17 protein-coding genes and 1 riboswitch are annotated in these 24,895 nt (G+C 46.2%); of the genes, 10 read left to right on the forward strand and 7 right to left on the reverse strand.

All coding sequences use genetic code 11. The annotated features are described in order from the left end of the window. Positions 1–18: 18 nt before the first annotated feature. Together FDF36_RS16950 and FDF36_RS16955 are read left to right on the forward strand one after the other, a co-directional pair. A complete protein-coding gene (locus FDF36_RS16950; RefSeq protein ID WP_220392153.1) occupies positions 19–1,047 on the forward strand; it encodes a hypothetical protein in 1,029 nt (342 codons plus the stop codon). A gap of 25 nt (positions 1,048–1,072) precedes the next feature. Further along, positions 1,073–2,611: a FimB/Mfa2 family fimbrial subunit gene (locus FDF36_RS16955; RefSeq protein ID WP_220392154.1), complete on the forward strand. Its 1,539-nt coding sequence runs from the start codon at positions 1,073–1,075 to the stop codon at positions 2,609–2,611. A gap of 168 nt (positions 2,612–2,779) precedes the next feature. On the opposite strand, the gene FDF36_RS16960 is transcribed toward FDF36_RS16955, so the two are convergent. The 4 genes from FDF36_RS16960 to FDF36_RS16975 form a co-directional block, all read right to left on the reverse strand. Beyond that, positions 2,780–4,099 carry a DUF5074 domain-containing protein gene (locus tag FDF36_RS16960; RefSeq protein ID WP_250707019.1) on the reverse strand — a complete coding sequence of 440 codons (1,320 nt, stop codon included), beginning with the start codon at positions 4,097–4,099 and terminating at the stop codon, positions 2,780–2,782. Positions 4,100–4,168: 69 nt separating this feature from the next. Beyond that, positions 4,169–6,211 carry a DUF5074 domain-containing protein gene (locus FDF36_RS16965; RefSeq protein ID WP_220392155.1) on the reverse strand — a complete coding sequence of 681 codons (2,043 nt, stop codon included), beginning with the start codon at positions 6,209–6,211 and terminating at the stop codon, positions 4,169–4,171. A gap of 46 nt (positions 6,212–6,257) precedes the next feature. Further along, complete coding sequence (locus FDF36_RS16970; RefSeq protein ID WP_220392156.1) at positions 6,258–8,294, reverse strand: TonB-dependent receptor plug domain-containing protein; 2,037 nt, start codon at positions 8,292–8,294, stop codon at positions 6,258–6,260. A 170-nt stretch (positions 8,295–8,464) separates the two neighbouring features. Further along, positions 8,465–8,673: riboswitch (cobalamin riboswitch) on the reverse strand. Positions 8,674–9,422: 749 nt separating this feature from the next. After that, complete coding sequence (locus FDF36_RS16975; protein ID WP_220392157.1) at positions 9,423–10,358, reverse strand: DUF5106 domain-containing protein; 936 nt, start codon at positions 10,356–10,358, stop codon at positions 9,423–9,425. A gap of 94 nt (positions 10,359–10,452) precedes the next feature. Between FDF36_RS16975 and FDF36_RS16980 the strand changes: the two genes are divergently transcribed. Further along, the gene (locus FDF36_RS16980) at positions 10,453–12,291 is read left to right on the forward strand and encodes a DUF5724 domain-containing protein (RefSeq protein WP_195316606.1); all 1,839 of its coding nucleotides are present in this window, start codon (positions 10,453–10,455) and stop codon (positions 12,289–12,291) included. 5 nt (positions 12,292–12,296) lie between these two features. On the opposite strand, the gene FDF36_RS16985 is transcribed toward FDF36_RS16980, so the two are convergent. Next, positions 12,297–14,078: a sensor histidine kinase gene (locus FDF36_RS16985; RefSeq protein WP_220392158.1), complete on the reverse strand. Its 1,782-nt coding sequence runs from the start codon at positions 14,076–14,078 to the stop codon at positions 12,297–12,299. A gap of 128 nt (positions 14,079–14,206) precedes the next feature. Beyond that, entirely contained in the window at positions 14,207–14,896 is a 690-nt protein-coding gene (locus FDF36_RS16990; RefSeq protein ID WP_220392159.1) for a response regulator transcription factor, read from the reverse strand. A gap of 185 nt (positions 14,897–15,081) precedes the next feature. Between FDF36_RS16990 and FDF36_RS16995 the strand changes: the two genes are divergently transcribed. From FDF36_RS16995 to FDF36_RS17025, 7 genes are all read left to right on the forward strand, one after another. Then, positions 15,082–16,275, forward strand: coding sequence for a hypothetical protein (locus FDF36_RS16995; protein WP_195316603.1), 1,194 nt, complete (start codon positions 15,082–15,084; stop codon positions 16,273–16,275). 164 nt (positions 16,276–16,439) lie between these two features. Continuing rightward, positions 16,440–17,915 carry a capsule assembly Wzi family protein gene (locus FDF36_RS17000; protein ID WP_220392160.1) on the forward strand — a complete coding sequence of 492 codons (1,476 nt, stop codon included), beginning with the start codon at positions 16,440–16,442 and terminating at the stop codon, positions 17,913–17,915. Continuing rightward, positions 17,912–18,295: a lipocalin-like domain-containing protein gene (locus FDF36_RS17005; protein WP_195316601.1), complete on the forward strand. Its 384-nt coding sequence runs from the start codon at positions 17,912–17,914 to the stop codon at positions 18,293–18,295. Before FDF36_RS17000 ends, FDF36_RS17005 begins: the two co-directional genes overlap by 4 nt. A 141-nt stretch (positions 18,296–18,436) precedes the next feature. Continuing rightward, positions 18,437–19,267: a DUF3805 domain-containing protein gene (locus FDF36_RS17010; RefSeq protein ID WP_005786399.1), complete on the forward strand. Its 831-nt coding sequence runs from the start codon at positions 18,437–18,439 to the stop codon at positions 19,265–19,267. A gap of 25 nt (positions 19,268–19,292) precedes the next feature. After that, on the forward strand, positions 19,293–21,158 hold the full coding sequence (locus tag FDF36_RS17015; protein ID WP_005786400.1) for an ABC-F family ATP-binding cassette domain-containing protein: 1,866 nt from the start codon (positions 19,293–19,295) through the stop codon (positions 21,156–21,158). Then, the gene (locus tag FDF36_RS17020; protein WP_220392161.1) at positions 21,155–21,988 is read left to right on the forward strand and encodes a histidinol-phosphatase; all 834 of its coding nucleotides are present in this window, start codon (positions 21,155–21,157) and stop codon (positions 21,986–21,988) included. Before FDF36_RS17015 ends, FDF36_RS17020 begins: the two co-directional genes overlap by 4 nt. A gap of 11 nt (positions 21,989–21,999) precedes the next feature. Further along, the gene (locus FDF36_RS17025; protein ID WP_220392162.1) at positions 22,000–22,824 is read left to right on the forward strand and encodes a glycoside hydrolase family 16 protein; all 825 of its coding nucleotides are present in this window, start codon (positions 22,000–22,002) and stop codon (positions 22,822–22,824) included. 15 nt (positions 22,825–22,839) lie between these two features. Here the strand turns inward: FDF36_RS17025 and FDF36_RS17030 are convergent, their stop codons facing one another. Continuing rightward, positions 22,840–24,861 (reverse strand): polysaccharide lyase 8 family protein, encoded by a 2,022-nt coding sequence (locus FDF36_RS17030; protein ID WP_220392163.1) that lies wholly within the window; start codon positions 24,859–24,861, stop codon positions 22,840–22,842. Positions 24,862–24,895: the final 34 nt, after the last annotated feature.

Here is a 24,895-nt window from a genome sequence, read left to right on the forward strand (position 1 = left end):
CAAAAACAGAATCATGGTATGGCTATGAGAAAGGCAGGCTATATAACTATCCTTCTGACGGGATTTCTGGCAACGCTCTTGTTGGGCAGCTGCTCAACAGATGATGTTGCCGAACTCCCCTTGGAAGAAGGGGTTCCGGTCCGTTTTGAAATAAAGCGGGACGGGGTCATGAGTCGTGCGCCGGGAGATGCAGCTCTCTCTGTCAACAGGATACTGATTCTGCCGTTTCGGAAAACGGATGAAGCATTGCCAAACGATGCAGCTAATTTCGTTCCGGAATATAGCGCAGCCCGACAATTGGATGTCAATTCGTTTCCGGCAGTAGTCACGATGCTTAATCTTTCAGCAGCCTCTACCTATCAGTTGTTGGTGATCGGATATAATCGGAGTGATTATGATTTTGCCAGTGGCGGAGGTGCAACGAAGCGGTTTAATATCGGTTCGACTGGTAATCCGGCTACGTTGGCTAATTTGTATTTGCAACCGGTCAATCCGACGGTAGTTCCGGAGTTCTTTTCGTGTTTCGGAAACGGTTACCAGGGTACAACGTTGGTTGGTCCTGTTTTTAAACCTTCGCAAATCAATTATGTGACAGGTACACTGAAAAGGCTGGTTAGTGGTTTAACGCTCGAAGTGACCAATATTCCCGCATATGTCAACTCTATGACATTGATAGCCGAGCAACTTGTGACGGCTACCCGTGCAACGGATGGGACGGCACTGGCATGGCAAACAGCCGGTGACAGCGGTATAAAAACATTGGCTACTCAAGCACCGGTCTCGGGGAAAGCCAGTTTCAACCAGTTTCTGCTGGCTATTCCGGACAGTAGAAAGACCTTATTTTATCTGGATGTGTCCTATGGAATCTTCACTGAACGTTATACGGTGAAACTGCCGGATACTCCCGGTGTGGTTTCGGGAAACCGGATTATTTTTACTCCTAATCATTGGGTGAAAGTGACCGGAAGTTATGCGAATATCAATATAGGTTTCACTTTGGCAGGAAACATCAACTTGGATGACAATGCCTGGGATGGCCTTCAATAGAAACTGAAAGCAAAAAGAACCGGAGATGAAAACGAAAGTGATAATAATGATAAGCCTTTTTCTTTCTCTCTTCCTGACGGGATGTGAGAAAGAGCTGGTCGAAGTGCCCGGTGAAGACCCCGGGCAACTTCCTCCGGAAGGTAAGCCTTCGGACTTGCCCGACGGATATTTTGAAGTAACCTTCTCTGCCGGATACGGAGGAGTTGATACCCGTACGCCCGTCACGGGGACCGATTCACGGGTTCGTCACCTGCGTTACGTCATTTATAAGTCGACAGGTGAGTTTGTGAAAGAAAAGGTGGTGCTGAAGACTACGGATGCTGCTCCTTCCTGGCCGATGGCTGCCTTGAAAGATACGCTTCCGAAAGGACAATATACAGCCGTATTTCTGGCCAATGTAGAGAAAACACAGTTCCCGATTCCCGTTTCGGGCGGAGGAACCAACTATGCAGATGTGTTGACGAATTACCAGACAACACGTGCGAATGCCCGGATCGTGTTACCCGGTGCGGAGTTTACCGACACTTCGGAATTTTATCTGGCCAATGTATCTTTCTCGGATACCTCTGCTCAACCTTATGTACTGTTGCAGCGCATTATCAGTATGCTGAATTTGCGAAGAGTGTTTGTGGATGCACAAACCGCTTTGAATTCTCTGACCAATAATATTGTGACGCAAGTAGGGTATAGGAATATAATCCGGACGACGGTACAAGGAGTTTTGCCAGGATTACTGAAAGCGGCAATGGATTTAGGGGTGGTTGGTAATGTTGTCTATAATGTTGTTGGCGGGCTCGATGCCGCAGTCAATCTGGTGGTTGCAGCATTGGTCGAACCGGTCGTGGATGCACTGTATGCACAACTTTTGCAAGGGCTGGTCAATCAGATAGGGCTGACTCTCTCCGGTAATGCTACGCAGAACGGTGCATTGGGAGCGTTGGGCGATTTACTGAATCCCTGGAGGGGCAGTGATGCTGCTTATGCTTTAGTGAACATAAACAATTTCCCGAAGACTGTGGACTTAGACCTGAATGTGAAGGATTTCTATACGGGTAATCATCGTTTCCGGTATGGATTCACACCTACACCCGGTACGACGAATAGTGAGAAAGATATTCTGATCAGAGGTTTTCATGGCCTATATGATGTGCGGGAGATTCATGTTGCCAAACCCGGACTGATCTCCGGATTGTTGGTGGACGATGTGATTGACGGTCCGTTGTTGCTGAATGGAGTATTTGTGAATATCACAGATCCGATACAGGCAACAGTCAATACGAATTACAGGTATCGTTCGAACTATTCGTTTGTCAGCCTGGGGTTGAAATCGTATGCACAGCAGAACGACGGAAACCATTCGCTGACACTCTCTGTACAGTTGAAGAATATTGCTAACCTGGATGGTATATTGGGAGGAATCCCCTTGCTCGGTCCTGTGCTGAATGTAACCGTTAAATTATTGATTGGTAATATAACGGTTACCGTTCCGGTGAATCTTCCTTTGCTTGGAACCGATAACCTGACGCTGTCCGGTAGCTGGAGCACACCACCGGTGCAGTATTAAAAAATAAAAGGGGGGTGTGTCGAAATTCGTATTCACCACAGACTACACAGATAAATCAATAGATTAAGTTCGCTCTATGGAACTCTGTGTTACTCTGTGGTGAATGATGACACATCCCCTTTTCAATATGGTTATATCCTGGTATACCGGGGACTACACCTTTTACTTTTATTCAAAGTCGTAAGTGAAGAATACTCCTGCGGGGAAGCGAGTCGCATTTTTGTAGTCTTGCACCAGTTTAGTAGTACCGCTTGTGAAGTTAAATACGCCGATGCTGTTGGTCAGGTAATCGTTACCGTAACCTTTGATTGTAGTGACGTATACATCACTGTTTTTCGGATTTACCGCAAGGTTATTGTAAGTCATTGTGGCATTTTGTATGTAATCACCGATTTTAGCCAGCTCTTTGGTCTGATTCTTCGCGAAATCATGGAGATAGATAGTAGTGCTGTTGTTACCAAAATAAATGCTGTCACCTTTGGCGCTGATTGCCGGAGTGGCTCCCCAGCCGGCTGATACCTGGAAACTTCCTAATTCGTTTGTTTTCAAGATTGAGTAGTCCTTAGATGATACCTTCATAATCTTTGCCGGAGTGCTGTTGACAGAAACCCATACATTACCGTCCGAAGCTTTTACAACTCCTGTCGGTGTGCCTTCCAAAGCGATGGTTTTTATCACTTTGTTATCTTTAATCACCAGCAGACTGTTGTTGGCTCCTGCGAATACTTTCTGGGCTGTTACCGCCATTCTGTTTTTTATCGCTCCGTCTGTTCCCTCTATTAAACTCAGGGAGGTTGTTGTCGGATCGAACAAGTGCACGCCGTTGTTGTCGCGGATGTATACGTGTGAGTCATCCAGAGCGGCTACGTGGGTAGGCCAATTGAGGTCGGCCAGTTGATCCTTGCTGAATCCTTTCTCTTTTTTCAGTGTTTCGGCATTGGCAATTACAAGCATACCGTCTTCGCCGCCATTCTGAGAAATGATATACATCTTATTGTTTGCAATGAACAGGTCTTGTGATACAACTCCCAAGTGTGTACCGTTTGCTTCGAAGTATGCTTCTTCCGTCATTTCATTTTCCGGAGAAATGAAGATGAGCGAGCTGGGAGGATTGCCGAAGTTGCCTTCATTTAGAACAAAGGTTCCATATTTGTATTTGCCGTATACGGTGACCGGAAGGTTTACTCTTTTCTCTCCTACTTCCGTAGATACCACCAGAGTTACATAGTATTTTCCCGGTTCGGCTTCAGTAAAGCTGAACTCCTTATCAGTTGACTTCACCTCTCCGTTGACTTCCCATCTTACTTCGGGGTTCACGTTGCTTGTATAGTTGGCGGTCAGTGCGAGTGTTCCACCTTGGATAACTTCGGTCACTCCGCCTTCACTTTCGATGGCGATACCCGTCAGGTTAGGGATGGTTTCGTCATCCGAGCAAGAAGCAAATCCTAACGCTAATGCTGTCACAAATAGCAATAGATACTTTTTCATTTTCATTTTTTGAGTCATTAAATTAAGTAATTGGTAAATGTTCATTTCTTATCTCTTTTCCACTTGGTTTTATTTCTTGTAGTGTAAATCTTCCACCGCCTGTATCTCCGTAGAGGCTTCACCCAGCCAGCCGCAGTTCTGGTTGACCGCTGTATAAATCTTCACGAAGTCGATGCCGTCCAGATGAACCGGTTTTCCGTCTTTATCTACTGCCCAGTCTATCTTGAATTGAGAATACTCCGTATTGTTCGGGTGGTTGTCGGCATATCCCCAGGCATAACAGTAGCCTACCCAGTGCTCGGGCATGCCCGGACGTGGCTCGTTGATAGAGTTGTCCGCCAGGCGGCTTCCGCGGAATGTGATTTCAGCCGGCATCCATGCCGGATAATAAGAACCCTGGGTGTGATACGTGTTCCGGTAGATGTATCCCTCTTTGCCTTGATTGTCTTTCCACTTCACATCCCCGTCTGCCGGAGTGGGACGGTAGTAAGTGATTTCGTAGTTGCGGATGGTGGCAGGCGAGTTATATTCGCTTCCTGCCAATTCGTACCACTCATCATCCGGCAATCCGTTGCCATTCGTGTCTTTGGATACAAGCACGATTCCCGGTTCGGAGTTTCCTCCGGGTTTATCCAGCAGAGTGCCATACATATCATAGTAGGCGTTGCCGTATATCTTGAAGTCATATTCACCGGGGACGTTAGGGATGGTATGGTCGAATCCTACGGTAATGTTACCTCCGGATCCTCCGAGCGTGAAGAGACAGGTGGTGCGGTCCTGCAGCAGTTCGGTGGCGCGTGCCAATACCTGAACGTCCGTGAATCCCTCTTCGTAAGCAGTATAAGAGGTATTCATATATTGTGATGGCGCCGGATTATACTCCAATACTTTATTGGCGAAGGCGCCTGCTTCCGGGTCTGCGGGATTTTCGTCGGGATTGCCTTGCGAGGCTTTGTTCCGGAACAGGACGGTATTGGAGTTGATTCCCACATTGGGCAGCTTAAATATAAGTTGTCCCTGCGGACTAAAGCATAACACATCTCCTTTCACCTTATAGTCGTAAGCGTCGGTGATGTAGACGTTTCCACTGTAAGGGTTGACACTGATGCTGTAAGGAGTGCGTATCGTGGTACCGTCTGTGATGAAGTTTTCCCGCTCTGTCTTTCCGGCTTTCAGATTGAATACTTTGATTTGAGAATCTTGGGTGCGGTAGTCGTAGTTATACAGATAGGCCATGTTGTCGTGAATGGTGAAGCTCAACACCTTTTCGTCGAAAGTCCGTACCACTTGATCGGTATGCCCGTCTATTTGTACGAAGTGATAGTCACCCGCTTCGATGTTTTCGCCGTGCGTGGCTACATAAACGCTGCCATCCGGCCCGGCCTGTATTTCTCCCGGATTGGGGCCTACTTCTATCTTCTTGATTTCGGTGAAAGAAGGGATGTCGATCACAGAGACCGTGCGGTCTACCCCGATGCCTTCCCAGTCCAGTCCTCCGGAATTGGAAACATATAGCTTTCCGTTCTGCACGCAAATGCCGTCAGGGTTTCTGCCCGCCCGGGTCAGTGCGTCGATGGAGAGAGAGGCAGTATCTATTCGCGCCACTGTTCCGTCGAAGGAACACACGTATGCCTTGCCTCCGTCGAAAGCGATGTTGCGGGGTTGCCGGGAACTTCCGTTTTCCGATAACATCGGTATCTGTTTGACAGACTTTCCGCTTTGCAAGTCGACTACTTCTATCTGGCTCGATACGTTGACTACGATATAGAGTTTGCTGCCATAGATGGCCATATCGTTGGCTGTATCTCCCAGGCCGCGTCGGTTGATGCTGCGGAAGTAGTCGGTGTTCAGCTGATTGTTCTTGAAGGAATACAAAGCCAGCGAGCTGTTGTTCAGGTTGAAGAGTCCTTCGCTGAGGATGTAGAGTTCGGCTGTTCCGGTTTCGGTGGGTATACCGTCGTCGCCACCCGAAGGGGTATCGGTGTCTTCCAGGTCATCGCATGAGGCGAAGAGAAGTAGGAAGAGGAGGAAAAAGAAGGACACGCCTCCCATACCTCTCCGAAAGAGGGAGGAGGAATTGCTTCTGCCGTTATTGAATGAAGTTGTTTTCATATTGCTGTTTCTTTTGATAATTACTGATTCAATGTCTGGAGTATCTTTAGTATCTTACTTTCATCGTCACTCTCACTGACCGTCCCGGCATGGGAAAGTTCTTCACTATCTCGTAATTCTTGTCCAGTAAGTTCAGCACTTCCACTGTCAGGGATGTGTTTACGTTACGGATGCGCTGATCGCGGCTGACGGATACACTATGGTCGCTGTAACTGTCCAGCCGGTTTTCGCGGAGGTTCTGCCCCAGCATATAGCGCTTGCCCGAAAAGAGGAACGAGTAGGAGAGGTTCACCCACGGAGTCTCGATACCGGCTTGTCCCGATCCGGATACACGGGGAGTATAGGCGATTTGTTGCTTGTAGGTTTTTCCTCCCGGTTCAGTCATATCCAGTGCACGCTGATAAGTGTAGTTCCCCGAAAGGTTCACCCGTAGTTTCTCCCAGGGTTGCAGGCTGATGTTTCCGGCAATGTCTATTCCCTTGATGTCCACTTCGCCGAGGTTCACCATGCTCCATATAAAGAGGTTCTTGGTGGGGATGGCGATGATTTTGTCTTTCACCTTATTATAATAAGCATCTGCCGTGACGGATACGTAGGGGATCAGTTCATTGATCGATCGGCTGTACGTCAGTCCCAGGTTGTATTGTGTGGTGCTTTCCGGTTTCAGGTTCGTGTTGCCCACCTGCCCGTAGTACAGGTCGTTGAAGCTGGGCAAGCGGAAGATGTCTTTATAGAACAGGCGGATGCGGAACTCTTCGCCGGCAAAGGGCTTGAACGATGCGCTGACGTACGGAGAGAGTTTCCGCCGGTTGGCTGCGGCGCTGCCTTGGCGCACCTCTTCGTTGATGACCGTTGCCAGTACCGAGGCGGATGCGGTCAACCAGTCGTTAACGTATTTTCCGGCAAAGGCCGTCAACCACGAATAACGGGTAGGATATGCGAAATCTTTCAGGTTCGCGTTCAGCCGATTGATGCTCGCGTCTGTCGAAAGCGAAAAAGAGAGGTTGCTGAGCACCCGGTAGAGCGCCGAAGCCGAGAGGTAATACTCTTGCTGGTAATAACTGTTTTCCGTTTTGCCTTCCGAACCTTTATAGTCGGGGTCGAGGTAACGTTGGTAGCTCCAGTTCCATTTGGCCGAAGTCTGGAAGACCCATTGGCGGCTGAATTCTTTTTTGTATTGGCTTTGCACGAAGACATTCTTGTCCCAGAGGTGCTGTGAGGAGTAGTCGTAATAATAAGTCGTGGCATTGGGCAGTCCGCGGGACGACTGATAGTAATAGGCCTTTAGTCGCCATTGTTCCGTATCCGAAAAGTTACCGAACAATCCCGCTTCGGCACGGAGGTTTTTCACTTCCGTGTTTTTCCGTTTCTCACGGGAGGTCAGGTCATTGTCCTCGCCATAATGCAATGTGAAAGGATAATGACCATCGGCCGACATCCACTCGCCGTTGGCGGAGAGCACCCATTTGCGGCTCAGTTTCTGTTCGATCAGGAGAGACGGATTGACCAGTCCCCACGAACCCGTTTTGAACGAGGCGCTCAGGTTGGTACGCCGGTTGTCTTTGAATTGCGGTGTCAGCGTCTGTATGTTCAGTATCCCGGCGGAAGCGAAAAACCTTGCGGGCTGAAAGATATTATCACTCTGTCCGTTGCTGAGCGAGAGGCGGTCTACATTGTCCAGTGAGAAACGTCCGATGTCTATTTGCCCCGTCTGGCAGTCGCTGATCGTTATTCCGTCATATCCCACGGCGGTATGCTCGGCTCCGAGGCTTCGCAATGAAACGGTTTTCAGTCCGCCAATGCCGCCGTAGTCTTTCACCGTAACTCCGGCAAAGTGCTTCACGGCATCCGATACTTGCAATACGTTGAGGCTTTTGAGTTCTTCTTTAGAGAACACTTGGGTGGGAGCCATCGCTCTCACTTCGCGGGTGTGGTATGCTTCGGCAACGGTTACTTCGGGGATTGAATAAGTACGGGCGGTATCTACTTTCTGCTGTTGGGCGAAAAGTGAAACGGTAAGACCCTGGCAGCAACAGAAAGCAACACAGGCGTGTAGTAGCTTAGGCAATCTAAATATATTCATCTTTGTTTTTTGTTGTTAAAATGTCCGGACGAACTCACTTCGGCCGGACATACTAAATAAACTTGGCAGAGTTTATTATCATAACTTACTTTCTCTGAATCAGAGTGATGAATGAAATGACGGATGGAATAATTCCGGCTCATTAGACTCAACGCTTTTTCCTCGAAAGCAATGAAAAAGATGCACAGGCAGGTCTTCTGACTCGTTTCTGTTGATAAGCGCCTTCCCAGGAAAACGTTTCCCAGTGGCAAGTGGTGGTTGCTTACAACAATCTGATGTGAAACTTACAGCAGCGGGACTGTTCAGGATTTGCACCTGATTCCCTTTTAATTGCATCCCCGGTATACGGAGAATACAAACCAATGCACTGCAAAGATAAAAAGAATATTAGAAATAGCATAATAATTTGTGATTATTCGTTATGCATTGCGGAACGGACGGAGCAACATCGGACAGGTCATCCGGATAACGTCAGACGGCACATCGGAATGACTTAGATAGGCGATGCCATTTATCTTGATTCCGGAGGGTTATGATGGCAGAATGATGGTTAATCAGCCTTTTGACTGACACACTCTTTCTTTAAAACGGATGAACCGGAGGGAAAACAAGAGGAAAGCCGGTCTTTTCTGTTCCGAAAGCCGGGCTTTGGGTGGATTAGAGTCGGGGTTTTGCGGAAAAGAAGTAAGCATTCACTCCAAAAGACGGTTACATTTGCCCCGAAAGAAGTAAGCATTTTCCGAAAATGCTTACTTCTTTTTCAAATATCTCTATATGTTATGCTCCATTACATATATTGTTATGAAAACCGGGGCTTATAGCTCCGGATCTTGCTCCCGTTGCTCACCCGATATGATCGTTCCGGAAGTGTCGGAAAGAGATGGTTTCAAGGTTAAAACCTGCTTTATGGACAGAACACTTTCCGGTCTCTTTCTTTCGGTAAACAAAAGCGGGAAATTGCGGGCAAAGAGATAACCGGCAAATCGAATTGGAGACGTTTTTGAGAGGCATATCGTGCGTCGGGCCGAAAGAACGGAAAATAGAGAGGTCGGATTATCATTCTGCCAAAATGATAATCCGACCCTCTCCGCATCTTTGGGGCAAATGCTCCGCTCCGGTATGTTTTTCTTAACCGCGCTCTGCCAGATATTGCTCTACCTTTTGCAGGGTGGCGTCTTTCAACAATACGATTTTGTTCTTATCCAGTAAGTAGAGGGTGGGAATAGCCCTCAGGTCATACAGGTTTTTGTTTTTGATGACCAGCTCCTTATCATATCCGTTGGTCCATTCTTTCGCGAAATCGCCCCGGTGCTTTTTCCATTCATCCAGTTCTTCATCCGGATAGAGAGACAGCACCCTCAACTTCTTGCCGGCTATGAACCCGTTGATGACCGGAGAGCTTTTTAATCCCTCTATCATCTCCGCGCAAGCGTGGCATCCGGGGTTGTTGATAAACAGCAGTGTGTATTCCGCCGGGAACTGATGAAGCGTACCCTTTGCGCCCGAATCCAGTGTATAGGTGAAGTTGAGGGCTTTTGTGCCCAACCGGTTCTTTTGCGCCAGTTCCAGCCGCGCCTGCGGGCGTATCTTTTCCGTTTCATTCAGGGTAGGGGAGGCAATCAAGGTTTCCAGCACGGGGATGTAAAGCTCTTCGTTACGCATGGGTGAGTTAGGGTCGTAGAGGTATTTATCGGCCAATTCTGCAAAGAAGTCCAGCATTCTTTTGTTTTTCTCCGCCCGGTTGAAAGTCTCTTTCATAGCAGTTTGTGCGACAGGTAGGGAAATGTGTTCCAGTAGGTCGCAATAATCCACCCAAGCCTGTTCGGCAACTTCGATCTGACTGATGTAGGTGGTATCTGAAAAGTCGAAACGATCCCAATAGTGCTTCACCATATAGTCTGCACGCTGTTCTACGGTATTCAGTACTACAGGTATTTCGGGTAATTTGAAAATTTTAAGCGTATCTTGCTTCTCGGACTGCTCTTGGCTGGAGACAGAACCGCTTTTACAGGCACTAAGTGCCAATAACAAGGCAAATGAAAGGTATTTTACATTGCTTATCATAATCTTTTGTTTTGATATGGGACAAAGATAGTATTTTTATTCTATATTTGTACTTAATCATGAAAACGTTGGACACACAACAAGCAAATTGAACATGAAGAATAAAAAAGGACAATCAACTACAGAGGCAATCTTTAGAGGAATACAGTCGGGAAAAGTATTAGAGCTTTTTGACAAACTACAATATCAGATCGCAATTCATGGCGAACTGACCTATAGTGATCCTTGGGGAGAAGTACATCTGTTCAGGGATCAAATTGAAAGGACGAAACGTGACTCGGATTCACCAACAGCGATAGGGCGCTATCCGTTTGCCGATGTATGGATACGATTCTACGAGACGGAAGTGAAGGATTATTCACTTCTGTTAGAGATGTGTCTTGTGGCATCCCATTCGCAGACTTGTGTCTGGCGTAAAGGTTTCGGTACGTTGCTCGATAAGTTATACGGAAAAATACCTTTGGTAGAGTATGAACAGGCATTGAGGCGTCTTGCGCACCCTTATGCCTTGAGTGAAATTCTCTGGGCCTTGGAGTGGGATTATCGTGACCAGGAGGTGTATCTGAAGTACTCACATTACATTCTGCTCCACCTGCTTCCATTGCTTACCCCCCGGAATATCACCTTCCTGTACAGTGTGCGTGAGTGGTTTGGCTCTACCAATGATCATCGTGTCGTGCTTGTTCATTGTTATTGGATAGACTGCTGGCTGAAACACCCGAAGCGTTTACTGACCGATGATGAATTTACGGCCGATTTCAAGATACGCTACGAACTGTATCGTTTGTGTAACTTCTTATCTTATAAGGAAGAACCTTATCCGCTTGAATTTCCTATTCGTGCAGTCGACTTCGGAAGAGCCTATCAAAGAGGAATATTGTCTGAAGATATGTTGATTGTTGAACTGATGGATCGTCCGATTTCGCCTGCTTTGATAGGAGAGTCTGTGGGCTTTTTTTATAAAAAAAATCAAAAGGAGAAACGACAATATACCGATTGCCGGGATTATGATTTCAGTGGTTTTAAGAAAGTGTTGGAAAAAGTGACAGAGCGTATCCTCGAGATAGAGTTAGAAAGGGGAGAAGCCCGTACTGAGGTCACTTCGTTGGCTCAGAAACTGGACGGCGTGTTCGGGGCCGAAGTAATGATTCGCTTGTTGAGTCTTATGGGGAAGGAAAAGTTCGTACGGCTCGATAAGTGGTATTACGACACTAGTGAAACCCGTATAGGTATGTTCTGTTATTTGATGTTGCATTGCGCTCCTTTGCCGACAGATACGTCGGACTGGTTGAAGATGCTTGTCGAACGTGCCGGTATCACTCCGAAACGCCTGATGGAGATGGCTGTATATTCTCCCCGTTGGCTGGAGATGGTAGAAGAAGCTACCGGATGGAAGGGGCTGACTTGTGCGGCAAATTTGTTCTATGCTTACACAAGGGAGTGCTACCATGATGTAGATGAGACAAGAATTAATCCTTATACTATTCTGTCGCCTCTGGAGATCTCTATGGGAGTGGTGGATACGGCTTGGTTTTGGACGGCATACAATACACTGGGGCGCGAACGTTACGAAAAAGTTTTTGCGGCATCCAAGGCAGTTACGGGGTCCTCCGGTGTGTATAGCCGATTCCGGAAGTATACAGATGCGCTTGTCGGAAAGTATACGATAGCGCAATTGGAAAGTTTGGTGATGGACAACCGGAATAAAGATTGGGTACGTGCCTATCCGCTTGCTCCATTTGCCGGAAAAGCGCGGAAGAAAGAAGTAGATGCACGACTTCGTTTCCTCAAGGCCTTCTGGATAAGCAGTGATAGCCTGTCCGGACGCCACTCTACCGAAAAGGAGGCCGTACAGGTGGCTATAGATAATCTTACCGGAAATTCCGGTCTGAAGAATCTGGATACTAAGTGGTTTAAAGAGAGAGTTTGGTGAGGACTCTACTTTTCTTTGGCCAGTGTAAATACAAATTCCAAGCCGCCCCCTTGGCTGTTCTTGGCCGATATGCTTCCTCCGTGGATGATAACGGCATTCTTGACAATGGCCAAACCTAACCCTGTGCCTCCCAATTTGCGGGAGCGCCCTTTGTCCACCCGATAAAAGCGTTCGAAAAGACGGTTCAAATGTTCGGGCGATACGCCTATGCCTGTGTCAGCAAAGCTGAAGTAATAGAATTTCTCGTCTTCACGGAAACAGTTGATATGAATTTGGATATTGTTTCCGGCATAAGCGATGGCGTTGTCCATCAAGTTGCGGAAAATGGAATAGAGCAGCGAGTAATTGCCCCGTATCTGAATCTCCTTTTTCAGTGAATTGACTACCGTGATGTGTCTCTCTTCCAGTTCCAGAGATACTTCGTTCACAATATTAGTTACCAGAACATTGATGTCTATCTTTTCCATATCGATCATGTTGGCGGCTTCGTCCATACGCGTCAGTACGGAGATATCACGTAGTAGCCGGCTCAGGCGGTTGCTCTGTGCGTAACAGCGTTCAAGGAATACATTCATTTTTTCCCTCGGGATGTTTTCATTGTTGACAATAGTTTCCAGATAACCTTGGATGCTGCTGACCGGGGTTTTCAATTCATGCGCAATGTTTTGTGTCAATTGTCGTTTCAAGCGGATCTGCTCTTCTTCCTGAGTGACATCGTTAATGCTGATTTCAAAGCTCATATCCTGGAAGATGATGCACTCTACGATAAAAGTTTTTCCGTTTTTATTGATGGTGATAGACATTCGTTTCTCTTCCTTGCCGACAGGTCGTTTGGGAGCTTTGTTAATGAAGTCCGTTATCTCTTTGAGTTCGCTGATGTTGAATACTTCTTCTGCCGTTTCCAGGTTTGAGTCCGATATCAGATTGCTGTATTGGGTAAACAAGTTGTTTACCAGAATCTCTTTTTTGTCTTTATTGAATACTCCCAGTCCTTCGTGAGAAATTTGCAGGTGTGTGATCAATTTCTCTCTTTCGATATAAAGCGCCTCTTTCGTTTCGTGGAGACGTTTGTATATCTGGATGATGTGTTGCGAAATCTCACCCAGTTCATTATGTGGGAAGGCCGATTGCATTGCCATTTCGATGGGTTCATTGCGGTCGGCGCGCATGGCGAATTCGCGGAGCTGGCTGATGGAAGTACCCAGCTTGTTGGTAAACTTATAGAAGATGATCATCAGCAACAGGGTGACGATAACGGTGAACCAGATGTAATGTGGGTCTGCTTTCAGGTTATTGATCAGGCTGACACTGTAGGGCAGAGCCGAGCGGATGATGTAGTCCTTATATAAGGTGGCGGAGTAGAAATAGGGGACTCCGGTTGTTTCGGAGGTGCGACGTACATCGAAGCCGACCCCATTGTGCAGGGCTTTTTGTACCTCTTCCCGGTCGAGGTGATTGCCCAACTGCTCCACATTCTGTTCCTGACTGTCGAAAAGCACTTTTCCATCGAGGTTTACTACAGTAATACGCAAATCTTTCAATGCGTTATGTTGCAAGTAATCGGAGATCACTTCAGTCATATCCTGTGGGTGATCGTGCAACTTTTCATACAGCAGATTATTGCAATCCTGTAACTGTATATTCAATAACTCTACTTTATACTCTTTCTCCCGCTGATACTGATAAGCCATGAAGCAAGCGGCAAATACCAAAAACAGGGAAATGACCGAAAGGAATAACTTCCGGCTAAAAGAGAGAAAGTGCTTTTGGGTGACAGGTAGGTTCATATATGTAATGTTTTTGAGTATTATTCACCACAGAGGACACAGAGGGCACAGAGTTTTAATCTCTTGTTTATATGGATGTTTAAGAGAAAGATATTCTCTGTGTCCTCTGTGGTGAATCGTATTCGTTTCTATTCCGTTTCGAAGCAATAACCGTATCCCAGACGAGTGACGATACGTTTGCCATAGATGCCGATTTTTTTCCGTAACCGGGTGATGTTGACGTCTATGGTACGGTCAAGTACATAGACCTCATCGCTCCAGATCCGGCTCAGAATATCTTCGCGCGAGAAAACACGTCCTTTGTTCTGTAGCAACAAGAAGAGGATTTCAAATTCCTTTTTGGTTAGCGCCACTTCTTCACCATCGATGCTCACTTTCTTTTTGGTAATATCGATCACCAGAGACTGGTAGCAGAGTTGTTCGGGTGCTTTTTCCGTATCCGAAGTAGCAGTGCGCCGGAGCACAGCCTTCACGCGGGCAATGACCTCACGCAGGGAGAAAGGTTTTGAAATATAGTCGTCCGCTCCCAGGTTGAATCCGGTGACGGTGTCATTTTCCGTATCTTTGGCAGTGATGAATATAATGGGAACCTGTGCTGTCTTTTTATCTTTTTTCAGCAGATTGGCCATTTTGAATCCGGAAATTTCCCCCATCATGACGTCCAATAACAGCAGGTGATAGCTGCTGATATTCATTTTCAGGGCTTCTTCTGCAGAGTTGGCAGTATCTACTTCGTACCCTTCGTTCTCAAGATTGAACTTCAGAATCTCACAGAGGTCTTCTTCATCGTCGACCACTAAAATACGGTAATCGTTCATTGTATTCTTTGTTAATGTAATACTACAAAGTTAAACTTTATTTCTTTTCTTCTGCAAAGATGGAGGCTTTTTGTTACGAGGGGATGAAACACGTATTACGATTCGATTACATTTCCGAGATTCGGGAGACACTTTATCAACAAAAATGTTGTATCTTTGTTCTGTCAATAAATTGAAATATCAAAATGATTAAGATAGATTTCAAGCAACGCAAACGTGAGGTGCTTTGGACGGTTGTCGCTTTGTTCTTTATAGCTATAGGAGTGTCTGTGTTTAAGTTCTCTTCCGCAACTTCCGGTTTTGAGATAACTGACGAGCTGGGAGGGAATATTTTTCCTTCTGCTATCCTCTCGGTTGCTACGACCGACGCCCAGGTTATTCAACCGGCTGACTCCGTATATCTGGGCAATCCTAAATCGTGCATAGCCATAAAAATAAAGTCACGTTCTGCTTATAGCCGTGTGCGGATCGATGTTGCGGAAACCCCATTCTTTTCACGTTCGGTGTCGGAGTTCGTGCTCAATAAGCCTCGTACGGAATATACCATTTATCCCGATATCATTTGGAACTACGAAGCGTTGAAAAACAATAACCAGGCGGAACCCATCAGTGTGGCCGTTACGGTAGAAATGAACGGAGAAGATCTGGGACAGCGTGTACGCACTTTTTCTGTACGGAGTGTCAACGAGTGTCTGTTGGGGTATGTGACTAATGGTACAAAATTCCACGATACGGGGATTTTCTTTGCCGCATATGTCAACGAAGAGAATCCGATGATCGACCAGTTGCTTCGCGAAGCATTGAACACACGGATAGTCAATCGCTTTCTGGGCTATCAGAATCCGGCTCCCGGAGCTGTAGATAAACAGGTATATGCATTATGGAATGTTTTGCAGAAACGTAAATTCCGTTACAGTTCGGTGTCCAACACCAGCCTGTCCAGCAATGTGGTCTATTCTCAGCGTGTACGTACGTTTGATGACGCATTGGAGTCATCGCAGATTAACTGTGTGGACGGTAGTGTCCTGTTTGCTTCCTTGCTCCGTGCCATCAATATCGAACCGATTCTGGTACGTACTCCCGGTCACATGTTTGTGGGGTACTATACCGACAATTCACATAAGGATATGAATTTTCTGGAAACAACGATGATAGGTGATGTCGATCTGGACGACTTTTTCCCCGATGAACAACTGGATTCCACTATGGTAGGTAAGTCACAGAATCAAATGTCCCTGCTCACCTTTGAGAAGTCGAAACAGTATGCCAATAAGAAGTATAAGGAAAACGAGAAAGGTATTCATTCCGGCAAGCTGAACTATATGTTCCTGGAGATTTCGAAAGATGTACGCCGGAAGATACAGCCGATAGGAAAGTGACCTGAAGACGCCAAAGTAAAACGAAGGCGGGGACTTACTTAAAAAACGATTCGTACAGCTCGTAGCTAAATAATCCTAATAAAACTCTAATATATAGATTCGTTTCATGTCTTTGTTGTACTTTTGCCGTTCAATATTTGGATGTATTCCAAACACACGTTAGAATGAAACGAAGAAACTATTTCATATTCAGCTGTTTGATGCTGATGGCTCCTGCGACTGTGCAGGCGCAATTTGACAAAGGCCTAAACTATAAGATTGAAACCAGTGCAACTGTAAGTGGTGGGCACAACACGCCTTTTTGGCTCGTGGCAAATAAGCACGGGCTTTCGTCTATTCGAAAAAACAATGCTTATTTGGATGCGGGTATCTTTCGGGATTTGGAGAAGGATAAAAAGTTCTCTTATGCCTTTGGGTTGGAAATGGTGGGTGCAAGTCGCTTCACTTCTAAATTCTTCATCCAACAGGCTTATGTGGATTTGCGTTATCGGGGGATGGAAATAAGTGTCGGCAGTAAGGAGCGTGGCAACGAAATGAAAAATGATCAGTTGAGCTCCGGTAGTATGACTTTTTCTACCAATGCCCGTCCCATTCCACAAGTTCGGGTTTCTATACCCGAGTATATTCCTTTTCCGTGGACCAAAAACTGGTTGCATATCAAGGGACACGTAGCTTATGGGATGTTTACGGATGAAAAATTCCAGGAGCGTTTCACTGCCGGGCGTTCTAAATACACGAAAGAGACTCTGTTTCATTCGAAAGCAGCTTTCCTGAAGGTAGAGAATCTGCAGAAGTCACCTGTTTCGGTGGAATTGGGTATCGAGATGGCAGCTCAGTTTGGAGGCGATTGCTATTATCCGGACGGGACGGTGTTGCGTACACCGGACAGTTGGAAAGACTTTTTCCGTATTTTCTTTCCAAGCAACGGAGACAGTGGGGCTTCGGAGAGTGACCAGATAAATATTCTGGGAAATCACGTCGGAAGTTACAGTGCCGCTGTGGGGTATCATTTTCCGACCTGGAAAATAAAGGCTTACTGGGAGCACTTTTTTGAGGACCGCTCGGGAATGACACTGACTTATGGCATGTGGAGAGATTGCCTGACCGGATTGGAGGTGACGTTGCCGGAGAATCCTTTTGTGAAAACGATTGTCGGAGAGTTTTTGTATACGAAGCACCAATCGGGAGCTTTCCATTACTTTGCTACTCCGGCCATTGATCATTCGTTTACCGGAGCCGATAATTATTACAATAATTCGCAGTATGCCGGTTGGGAACATTGGGGACAGGGTATTGGTAATCCGTTGGTTACCTCACCTATATATAATAAGGATGGAAACCTGGCTTTTGAGAGTAACCGTGTGAAAGGATTCCATATCGGTTTGAATGGCAGTCCTACCTCAGAGATAGATTACCGCATTCTGGTAAGTGTTGCTAAGCACTGGGGAACTTACGGTAGTCCGTACCGGAATATCAGAAGAAACCAGAACGGATTGTTGGAGGTGACTTATAAACCCGAACAGATTCGGGGATGGAGTTTCACGCTGGCCGGTGCGGTAGACCGTGGCAATATGTTAGGAGAAAGTTGGGGCGGTATGCTCACCATTCGTAAAACAGGTTTAATTGGTAAGAAGAAATGAAAAAAGGAATCCTATTGTTGTTTGTCGTCCTGATCGGTTTCACGTCGTGTGGAAAGAAATTCGGGCATCGCTATCTGGATGGAATGTGGCAGATGCAACGTATAGAATATAAAGATGGTAATATCGATACTCCACTGGACACTTATTTCAGTTTTCAGATGGATATCATCCACTTGAGGAAGTTGGGTAATAGTGAGTTCTTTGGAAAATATGTCTACGAGAACGACTCCATGCACATACAAGTACTCGACGCTACGGCGGAACAGATGAAAGTTTTCGGCATGGATGGCCGGGTACAGGACTTTGCCGTAGAGAAGCTGAATAGTAACAAATTGGTTCTTCAGTCGGACTATGCCCGGTTGGAATTCAGAAAATATTGAGGACGCTAAAAAGCTGTCTTCATTCATAGATGATGATTGGAACAGCCGGTTCGTGAGAATCGGCTGTTTTTTTATGCTATTTTTTGCATATCAGCGATGGGATTGTTACTTTTGTAAGGTTATCAACATTCAGAAAGCAATATGATACAAGGTAAGAAATTTATCTCCCCGGGGACATGGTTCTCAATGATATATCCGTCAGACTGGAGCGAATTTGAAGACGGCGAAGGCTCCTTCCTTTTTTATAATCCCGAACATTGGACGGGTAATTTCCGTATATCAGCCTATAAAGAAGATGCTGCCGCACCGGGCGGTATGAATTATGGAAAGGATTCCGTCCGTCAGGAACTGAAAGAAAACCCTTCGGCCTCCTTGGTGAAGGTGGGACATCTGGAATGTGCCTACAGCAAGGAGATGTTTGAGGAAGAGGGTACCTATTACACCAGCCATCTTTGGGTGACAGGCATTGACAATGTTGCCTTCGAATGTTCGTTTACCGTACCGAAAGGAGAACATGTGGATGAGGCGGAAAAGATTATATCCAGCCTTGAGATCCGTAAAGACGGACAAAAGTATCCTGCGGAAATCATTCCTATTCGCCTTTCTGAGATCTATCAGGTGAACGAGGCCTACGAGTGGGTGACAGATACGGTGAAAACGCAATTGAAAAAAGACTTTCAGGGACTGGAAGAAGACCTGCAAAAGATACAGGATGTGATTGACAGTGGCGTTCTCTCTCCTAAGAAAAAAGAACCCTGGCTGGCGTTCGGTATCGCCATCTGTACGATTCTGGCTAATGAAGTGGAGGGTATGGAATGGATGACGCTGGTTGACGGTAACCGTGAAGTGCCGGTGTTGCGGTATGAAGGTTCGGAACAGTTGATTGATCCGATGAAATTACTGTGGAGCCGGGTGAAAGCCGGAGAAGCCTGCGAAGTGGCAGAGGCATATAAGCAGGCACTGATACACTAACCACCTATTATCACATTCGATTATTATGACCCCTTATTTACAAGTAGATAATCTTACCAAATCTTTTGGCGATTTGGTTCTTTTCGAAAATATTTCCTTCGGTATTGCCGAAGGCCAGCGTATCGGCTTGATCGCTAAAAACGGTACGGGTAAAACCACCTTATTAAATATACTCTCCGGAAAGGAAGGATATGATAGCGGCAATATTGTGTTCCGCCGTGACCTTCGAGTTGATTATTTGGAGCAAGATCCGCAATATCCCGAAGAATTGACTGTGTTGGAAGCCTGTTTTCACCATGGTAACAGTACCGTAGAGCTGATAAAGGAGTACGAACGGTGCATGGAAACCGAAGGACATCCGGGACTGGATGACCTGCTGGTACGTATGGACCATGAAAAGGCTTGGGAGTATGAACAGAAGGCTAAACAGATACTTTCGCAACTCAAGATACGGAACTTTGACCAACAGGTGAAGCATCTCTCCGGAGGACAGCTTAAGCGGGTAGCTTTGGCCAATGCTTTGATTACCGAACCGGATTTGCTGATTTTGGACGAGCCTACCAATCATCTGGATCTCGACATGACCGAATGGCTGGAAGAGTATCTTCGCCGTACGAACCTCAGTCTGCTGATGGTGACGCATGACCGTTACTTTCTCGACCGTGTCTGTTCCGAAATCATCGAGATAGACAACCGTCAGGTTTATCAATACAAAGGAAATTACAGTTATTATCTGGAGAAACGCCAGGAACGTATTGAAGCGAAATCGGTTGAGATAGAGCGTGCGAACAATTTATATCGTACTGAGTTGGACTGGATGCGTCGTATGCCTCAGGCACGCGGACACAAAGCCCGGTATCGCGAAGATGCTTTTTATGAACTGGAGAAAGTTGCCAAACAACGATTTAACAATGACAATGTGAAGCTGGAAGTGAAAGCTTCTTATATTGGCAGCAAGATATTCGAGGCTGATCATCTCTATAAGAGTTTTGGCGACCTGAAGATATTGGAAGATTTCTCTTACATCTTCGCCCGTTATGAAAAGATGGGAATTGTGGGGAATAACGGTACGGGGAAGTCTACTTTTATAAAAATATTGATGGGACAGGTGCAGCCTGACAGTGGTACACTGGATATTGGAGAGACCGTACGTTTCGGATACTACTCGCAGGACGGATTACAGTTTGACGAGCAGATGAAAGTCATTGACGTTGTGCAGGATATCGCTGAGGTCATTGAGTTGGGTAACGGCAAGAAGCTGACGGCTTCCCAGTTTCTGCAACACTTCTTATTTACTCCCGAAACTCAACATAGTTATGTATACAAATTGAGTGGGGGAGAACGCCGTCGACTTTATCTCTGTACCGTGCTGATGCGTAACCCGAACTTCCTGGTACTTGACGAGCCCACGAATGACCTCGATATTATTACCTTGAATGTGTTGGAGGAATATTTGCAGAACTTCAAGGGATGTGTCATTGTCGTTTCGCACGACCGCTACTTTATGGATAAAGTGGTCGACCACTTGTTGGTATTCAACGGACAGGGAGATATTCGTGACTTTCCCGGTAATTACAGCGATTATCGTGACTGGAAAGAAGCCAAATCCCAAAAGGAGAAGGAGGCGGAGAAACCACAGGAAGAAAAAACAGCCCGTGTCCGCCTGAACGAGAAGCGCAAGATGAGTTTCAAGGAGAAACGGGAATTCGAACAACTGGAAAAGGAAATAGCTGAGCTGGAAACAGAGAAACTGCAGATAGAAGAACTGCTCTGCAGTGGTACGCTTTCGGTGGACGAACTGACAGAGAAATCGAAGCGATTGCCCGAGGTAAACGATCTGATAGACGAGAAAACCATGCGTTGGCTTGAACTTAGCGAAATAGAATCATGAACCTGACCAATTATCATAGTCATACCCTCTATTGTGACGGCCGTGCCGGCATGGAGGATTTTATCCGTTTTGCCATCAGCCGAGGGTTTACGTCCTATGGTATTTCTTCACACGCCCCACTGCCGTTTCCGACTCATTGGACGATGGAGTGGGATCGTATGGACGACTATCTGGATGAATTTACCCGGATGAAAGAGAAATATGCTTCGGAAATCGAACTGGCTGTCGGGCTGGAAATAGATTACCTGAACGAAGACAGTAATCCTTCCGTCCGGCGTTTCCAGGAGTTGCCGCTCGACTACCGTATCGGTTCGGTACATCTGCTTTACAATGACCGGGATGAAGTAGTGGATATCGATGTATGTGCAGAGGTGTTCCGGGATATCGTCGATCAGCATTTCGGCGGTGACCTCGACCGTGTGATTCATCTGTATTATGACCGTCTGTTACGAATGGTGGAATTGGGAGGATTTGATATCTTAGGACATGCCGATAAGATGCATCACAATGCCGCCTTCTACCGTCCCGGTCTGTTGGACGAGCCTTGGTACGATGCATTGATACACGACTATTTCTCTGCTGTTGCAGCTAAAGGATATATTGTAGAGATCAATACAAAAGCTTTGCATCACTTGAATACTTTCTTTCCGAACGAACGGTATTTCCCGTTGCTTAAGAAGTTGGGAGTTCGTGTGCAGGTGAACAGTGATTCGCATTATCCCGAACGGATCAATAGCGGACGTCCCGAGGCATTGGCTGCTTTGCAGAAAGCAGGCTTTGAAACAGTGACCGAATGGCACGGGGGGAAATGGATAGAGATGCCACTTTAAACCAATATATCATGAAACACAAAAACTTATTGTTAGCTTTGCCGTTTGCTTTCTTTGTATTTGCCGGCATATCATTGTCCTCTTGTAAAGACACTCCTGTCCGTAAACTTTATAAAAGTGATATAGACTGGAAACTTACCTGGCAGGACGAGTTCGATAAAAACGGTGCACCCGATCCCGAGAAATGGGTGTTCTCTCCCTGGCATCCTTTTTGCCGGGATAATAACTTTGTTACGTTAGTAAAGGGCGGTAAATTGATTCTGCGTGCTTTGCCCAATAACGATCCGAATGATACGATCCGCTACATGGCTGGTTGTGTTGAGACTTTGGGCAAAAAAGACTTCTTGTACGGACGCTTTGAAGTGTGTGCCAAACTGGGTAGTGCTAAAGGTTCCTGGCCTGCTATCTGGCTTAAGCCTACTGACTCTACAACGTATGGTGCGTGGCCTAAATGTGGAGAGATCGATATAATGGAACAACTGAACAAAGATACGTTTGTCTATCATACCATGCATACCGAATATATCAAAGTGTTAGGACATAAAACAGATCCGGACTATTATACTACTGCATCCTACAATCCGCATGAATTTAATGTGTTTGGGATGGAATGGACACCGGATAAAATTGATATGTTCATCAATGATTCACTCACTTTCAGTTATCCCCGCATTAAAGAGGAGGGGGCTGTGCAGTGGCCATTCGATGTTCCTTTCTTCTTACTGCTCAACCAGGTACTCGGAGGATGGGCCGGAGAGATAGACGACGCGGAGCTTCCCGTACAGATGGAGGTTGACTGGGTGAGATATTACGAATTGCCTGAAAATATGAAATAGTCGGAAGGTAGATTTTTAGATCTCTCCTTTGGGAAAAACAGCTTGGGAAACCGGGGCACCGTCTGCACGATAAAGATAGGCTCCCGGTTTTTTTATAGGTATTCTTTTTCCGTTATACAGTTTGAGAGTCATTGGCTGCCAAACAGCGACGTAGTACATTTCGTCGATAAATGCCACCTGTGCCTTTTCGTCATTTTGCAATACCTGTACTTTTGAAATATCGAATGCAGCCGTCTTCTCCTGAGTGGAAGCCGGGAGCACCAAATACCGGTAAGTGGCAGGGATACCTGACGGATGTTTGATGTAAATAGAGAAAATTTCATCTTCCAACATCCGGGGAGCGTACATTCCCATGAAGTCGTGCCACTGTCCTTTCTTCTTTTCTGCCAGTGCCAGGCAAAGTTCGTCCTGCAGAAGGATATATCCGGTGTTGTCGTGGAAATAACGGCGGTTTTCTTCCGTCCATATTTCACCATTCTTGAACCGTTGATCGATGGAGGTGATAAGTGTGGCAGTGCTGTCTGCATGGATATCACTTCCCAAGCACAGGATAAATTCATTGGTGAATATCCATACTTTGTTTGCGGATAGCCCGTTACGGTTCAAGTGCATGGCGGTGATTCCCTGTTTTCCGTTTGTTGCTCCACCTGTGAAATTGGTTTTGTTGCGTGAATTCGGTCCGTTGTCTATCGGGATGGGAGCATTGCTTTCATAGGTTGTGATACCGGGTATCCGGCGCCAGTTCCAGAAAGGGAAAATATTGTGGTATTCATCTCCTCGAATATACGTATAGACAGCTCCGTCTGCCATGTAATATCCCTTCAGGTTATCCTCATTTACCAGTTCCGTACCAATTACCCGGCTGGATGCCATGCGTAAAGATGCCATCCAGTCAGAGGTACGGTGAATGGTCAAGTCGGAATCTTTGAAGAACTTATTTCCTGTGAAATCGTTTTCTGCATCCGGATGTAGGAAGTTACGGGCTATAAATGCCTCTATTTCCTGTGTCTGTTGTTCATTGCTTCCCTTCATCAGTGAGCAGGCTGCGAAGAGCAGGTTGAATGATTTGTGAAGATCGGCGCTGTGGAAGAGTTGCCGGTTCAATCCGTTTACGTCCCAATGACCTTTCCATACAATCCATTGATACCCTTTCAGAAGAAGGGATACAAGGATATCCTGTTGCTCTTGGCTGAATGCAAGAGGGGTGCCGGCAAACAGTTCGGAATAAAAACTCATGTTGCAGAGGAAAGAAAGTCCGTAATTGCCGAACTGTTGTTGGGGACCATGCTGATGGAAACTCCAGTCCGGCTGAATACCCTCTTTCTGTCCCAATACGATTTCCGAGCCAATGTTTTCCCGTGCCTCTTTTACCAGTTGGGAGTCATTCAAGAGTAAGCCCCGGATCAGTACGTTGCCTGCCAGCCATACTTTGTTCTGTCCTGTCATGCCAAAATGGGATTGTTCCATCACCCGCACGGCTTCCTGCTTTTCTTTTTCCGTCATTTCTGCTTCGAAAAGGAGGAAAGCCGGTCCCAAGGTGCGGGGAATACCTATTTGATTATACCACCAGTTTTTGCAGGCCAGTTTTTTGGTGAACCAGTAATTCATGGCTTGGTGAATAATGCTGGTCACGGCTGAAATCTCCTGTGCGGAAGCATTCTCTTTTTCGCGGGCATAATATTTGGTTAGTTTCAGTATCCGTTCTGCGTGTTGTTTCGGTTCCCATCCCGAACGTTTGGTATCAACATAGTTGATGTCCGGCCATGAACCGTCTCCCCGTATCGTACTGATCAGTCGGTGTATCTCTTCCCGGTGGATAGGGTAAAGTTGTTGAAGTTCGATAACGTTCTGGTCAGATACCTCTTTTTCGGGAGGAATTTTAGATAATAGTTGTAAGAAAGGTTGTTTGCTCTCATCCAGTCCGATAACCGACCGGATATAATTCTGCTTGATAAGTTCGCTTTCTTTGCCTGTTTGTGCAGTAAGATGAGAAAGGAAAGTACAGATAAACAGTACTGACAGGAAGATTCTTTTCATATATCGTGTGTCTTTCATTGCATGTGTTAAATTA

The sequence above is a fragment of the Bacteroides fragilis genome (genome assembly GCF_019583405.1).
GTDB lineage: Bacteria > Bacteroidota > Bacteroidia > Bacteroidales > Bacteroidaceae > Bacteroides > Bacteroides fragilis_B.

Bases quoted from the DNA above. Each gene is read 5' to 3' on its own strand.
- FDF36_RS17025 (WP_220392162.1), top strand. From the start codon at position 22,000: ATGAAACACAAAAACTTATTGTTAGCTTTGCCGTTTGCTTTCTTTGTA.
- FDF36_RS17005 (WP_195316601.1), top strand. From the start codon at position 17,912: ATGAAAAAAGGAATCCTATTGTTGTTTGTCGTCCTGATCGGTTTCACG.
- FDF36_RS17000 (WP_220392160.1), top strand. From the start codon at position 16,440: ATGAAACGAAGAAACTATTTCATATTCAGCTGTTTGATGCTGATGGCT.
- FDF36_RS17030 (WP_220392163.1), bottom strand. From the start codon at position 24,861: ATGAAAAGAATCTTCCTGTCAGTACTGTTTATCTGTACTTTCCTTTCT.
- FDF36_RS16970 (WP_220392156.1), bottom strand. From the start codon at position 8,294: ATGAATATATTTAGATTGCCTAAGCTACTACACGCCTGTGTTGCTTTC.
- FDF36_RS16955 (WP_220392154.1), top strand. From the start codon at position 1,073: ATGAAAACGAAAGTGATAATAATGATAAGCCTTTTTCTTTCTCTCTTC.
- FDF36_RS16975 (WP_220392157.1), bottom strand. From the start codon at position 10,358: ATGATAAGCAATGTAAAATACCTTTCATTTGCCTTGTTATTGGCACTT.
- FDF36_RS16990 (WP_220392159.1), bottom strand. From the start codon at position 14,896: ATGAACGATTACCGTATTTTAGTGGTCGACGATGAAGAAGACCTCTGT.
- FDF36_RS16960 (WP_250707019.1), bottom strand. From the start codon at position 4,099: ATGAAAAAGTATCTATTGCTATTTGTGACAGCATTAGCGTTAGGATTT.
- FDF36_RS16965 (WP_220392155.1), bottom strand. From the start codon at position 6,211: ATGAAAACAACTTCATTCAATAACGGCAGAAGCAATTCCTCCTCCCTC.
- FDF36_RS17020 (WP_220392161.1), top strand. From the start codon at position 21,155: ATGAACCTGACCAATTATCATAGTCATACCCTCTATTGTGACGGCCGT.
- FDF36_RS16995 (WP_195316603.1), top strand. From the start codon at position 15,082: ATGATTAAGATAGATTTCAAGCAACGCAAACGTGAGGTGCTTTGGACG.
- FDF36_RS16950 (WP_220392153.1), top strand. From the start codon at position 19: ATGGCTATGAGAAAGGCAGGCTATATAACTATCCTTCTGACGGGATTT.
- FDF36_RS16985 (WP_220392158.1), bottom strand. From the start codon at position 14,078: ATGAACCTACCTGTCACCCAAAAGCACTTTCTCTCTTTTAGCCGGAAG.
- FDF36_RS17015 (WP_005786400.1), top strand. From the start codon at position 19,293: ATGACCCCTTATTTACAAGTAGATAATCTTACCAAATCTTTTGGCGAT.
- FDF36_RS16980 (WP_195316606.1), top strand. From the start codon at position 10,453: ATGAAGAATAAAAAAGGACAATCAACTACAGAGGCAATCTTTAGAGGA.
- FDF36_RS17010 (WP_005786399.1), top strand. From the start codon at position 18,437: ATGATACAAGGTAAGAAATTTATCTCCCCGGGGACATGGTTCTCAATG.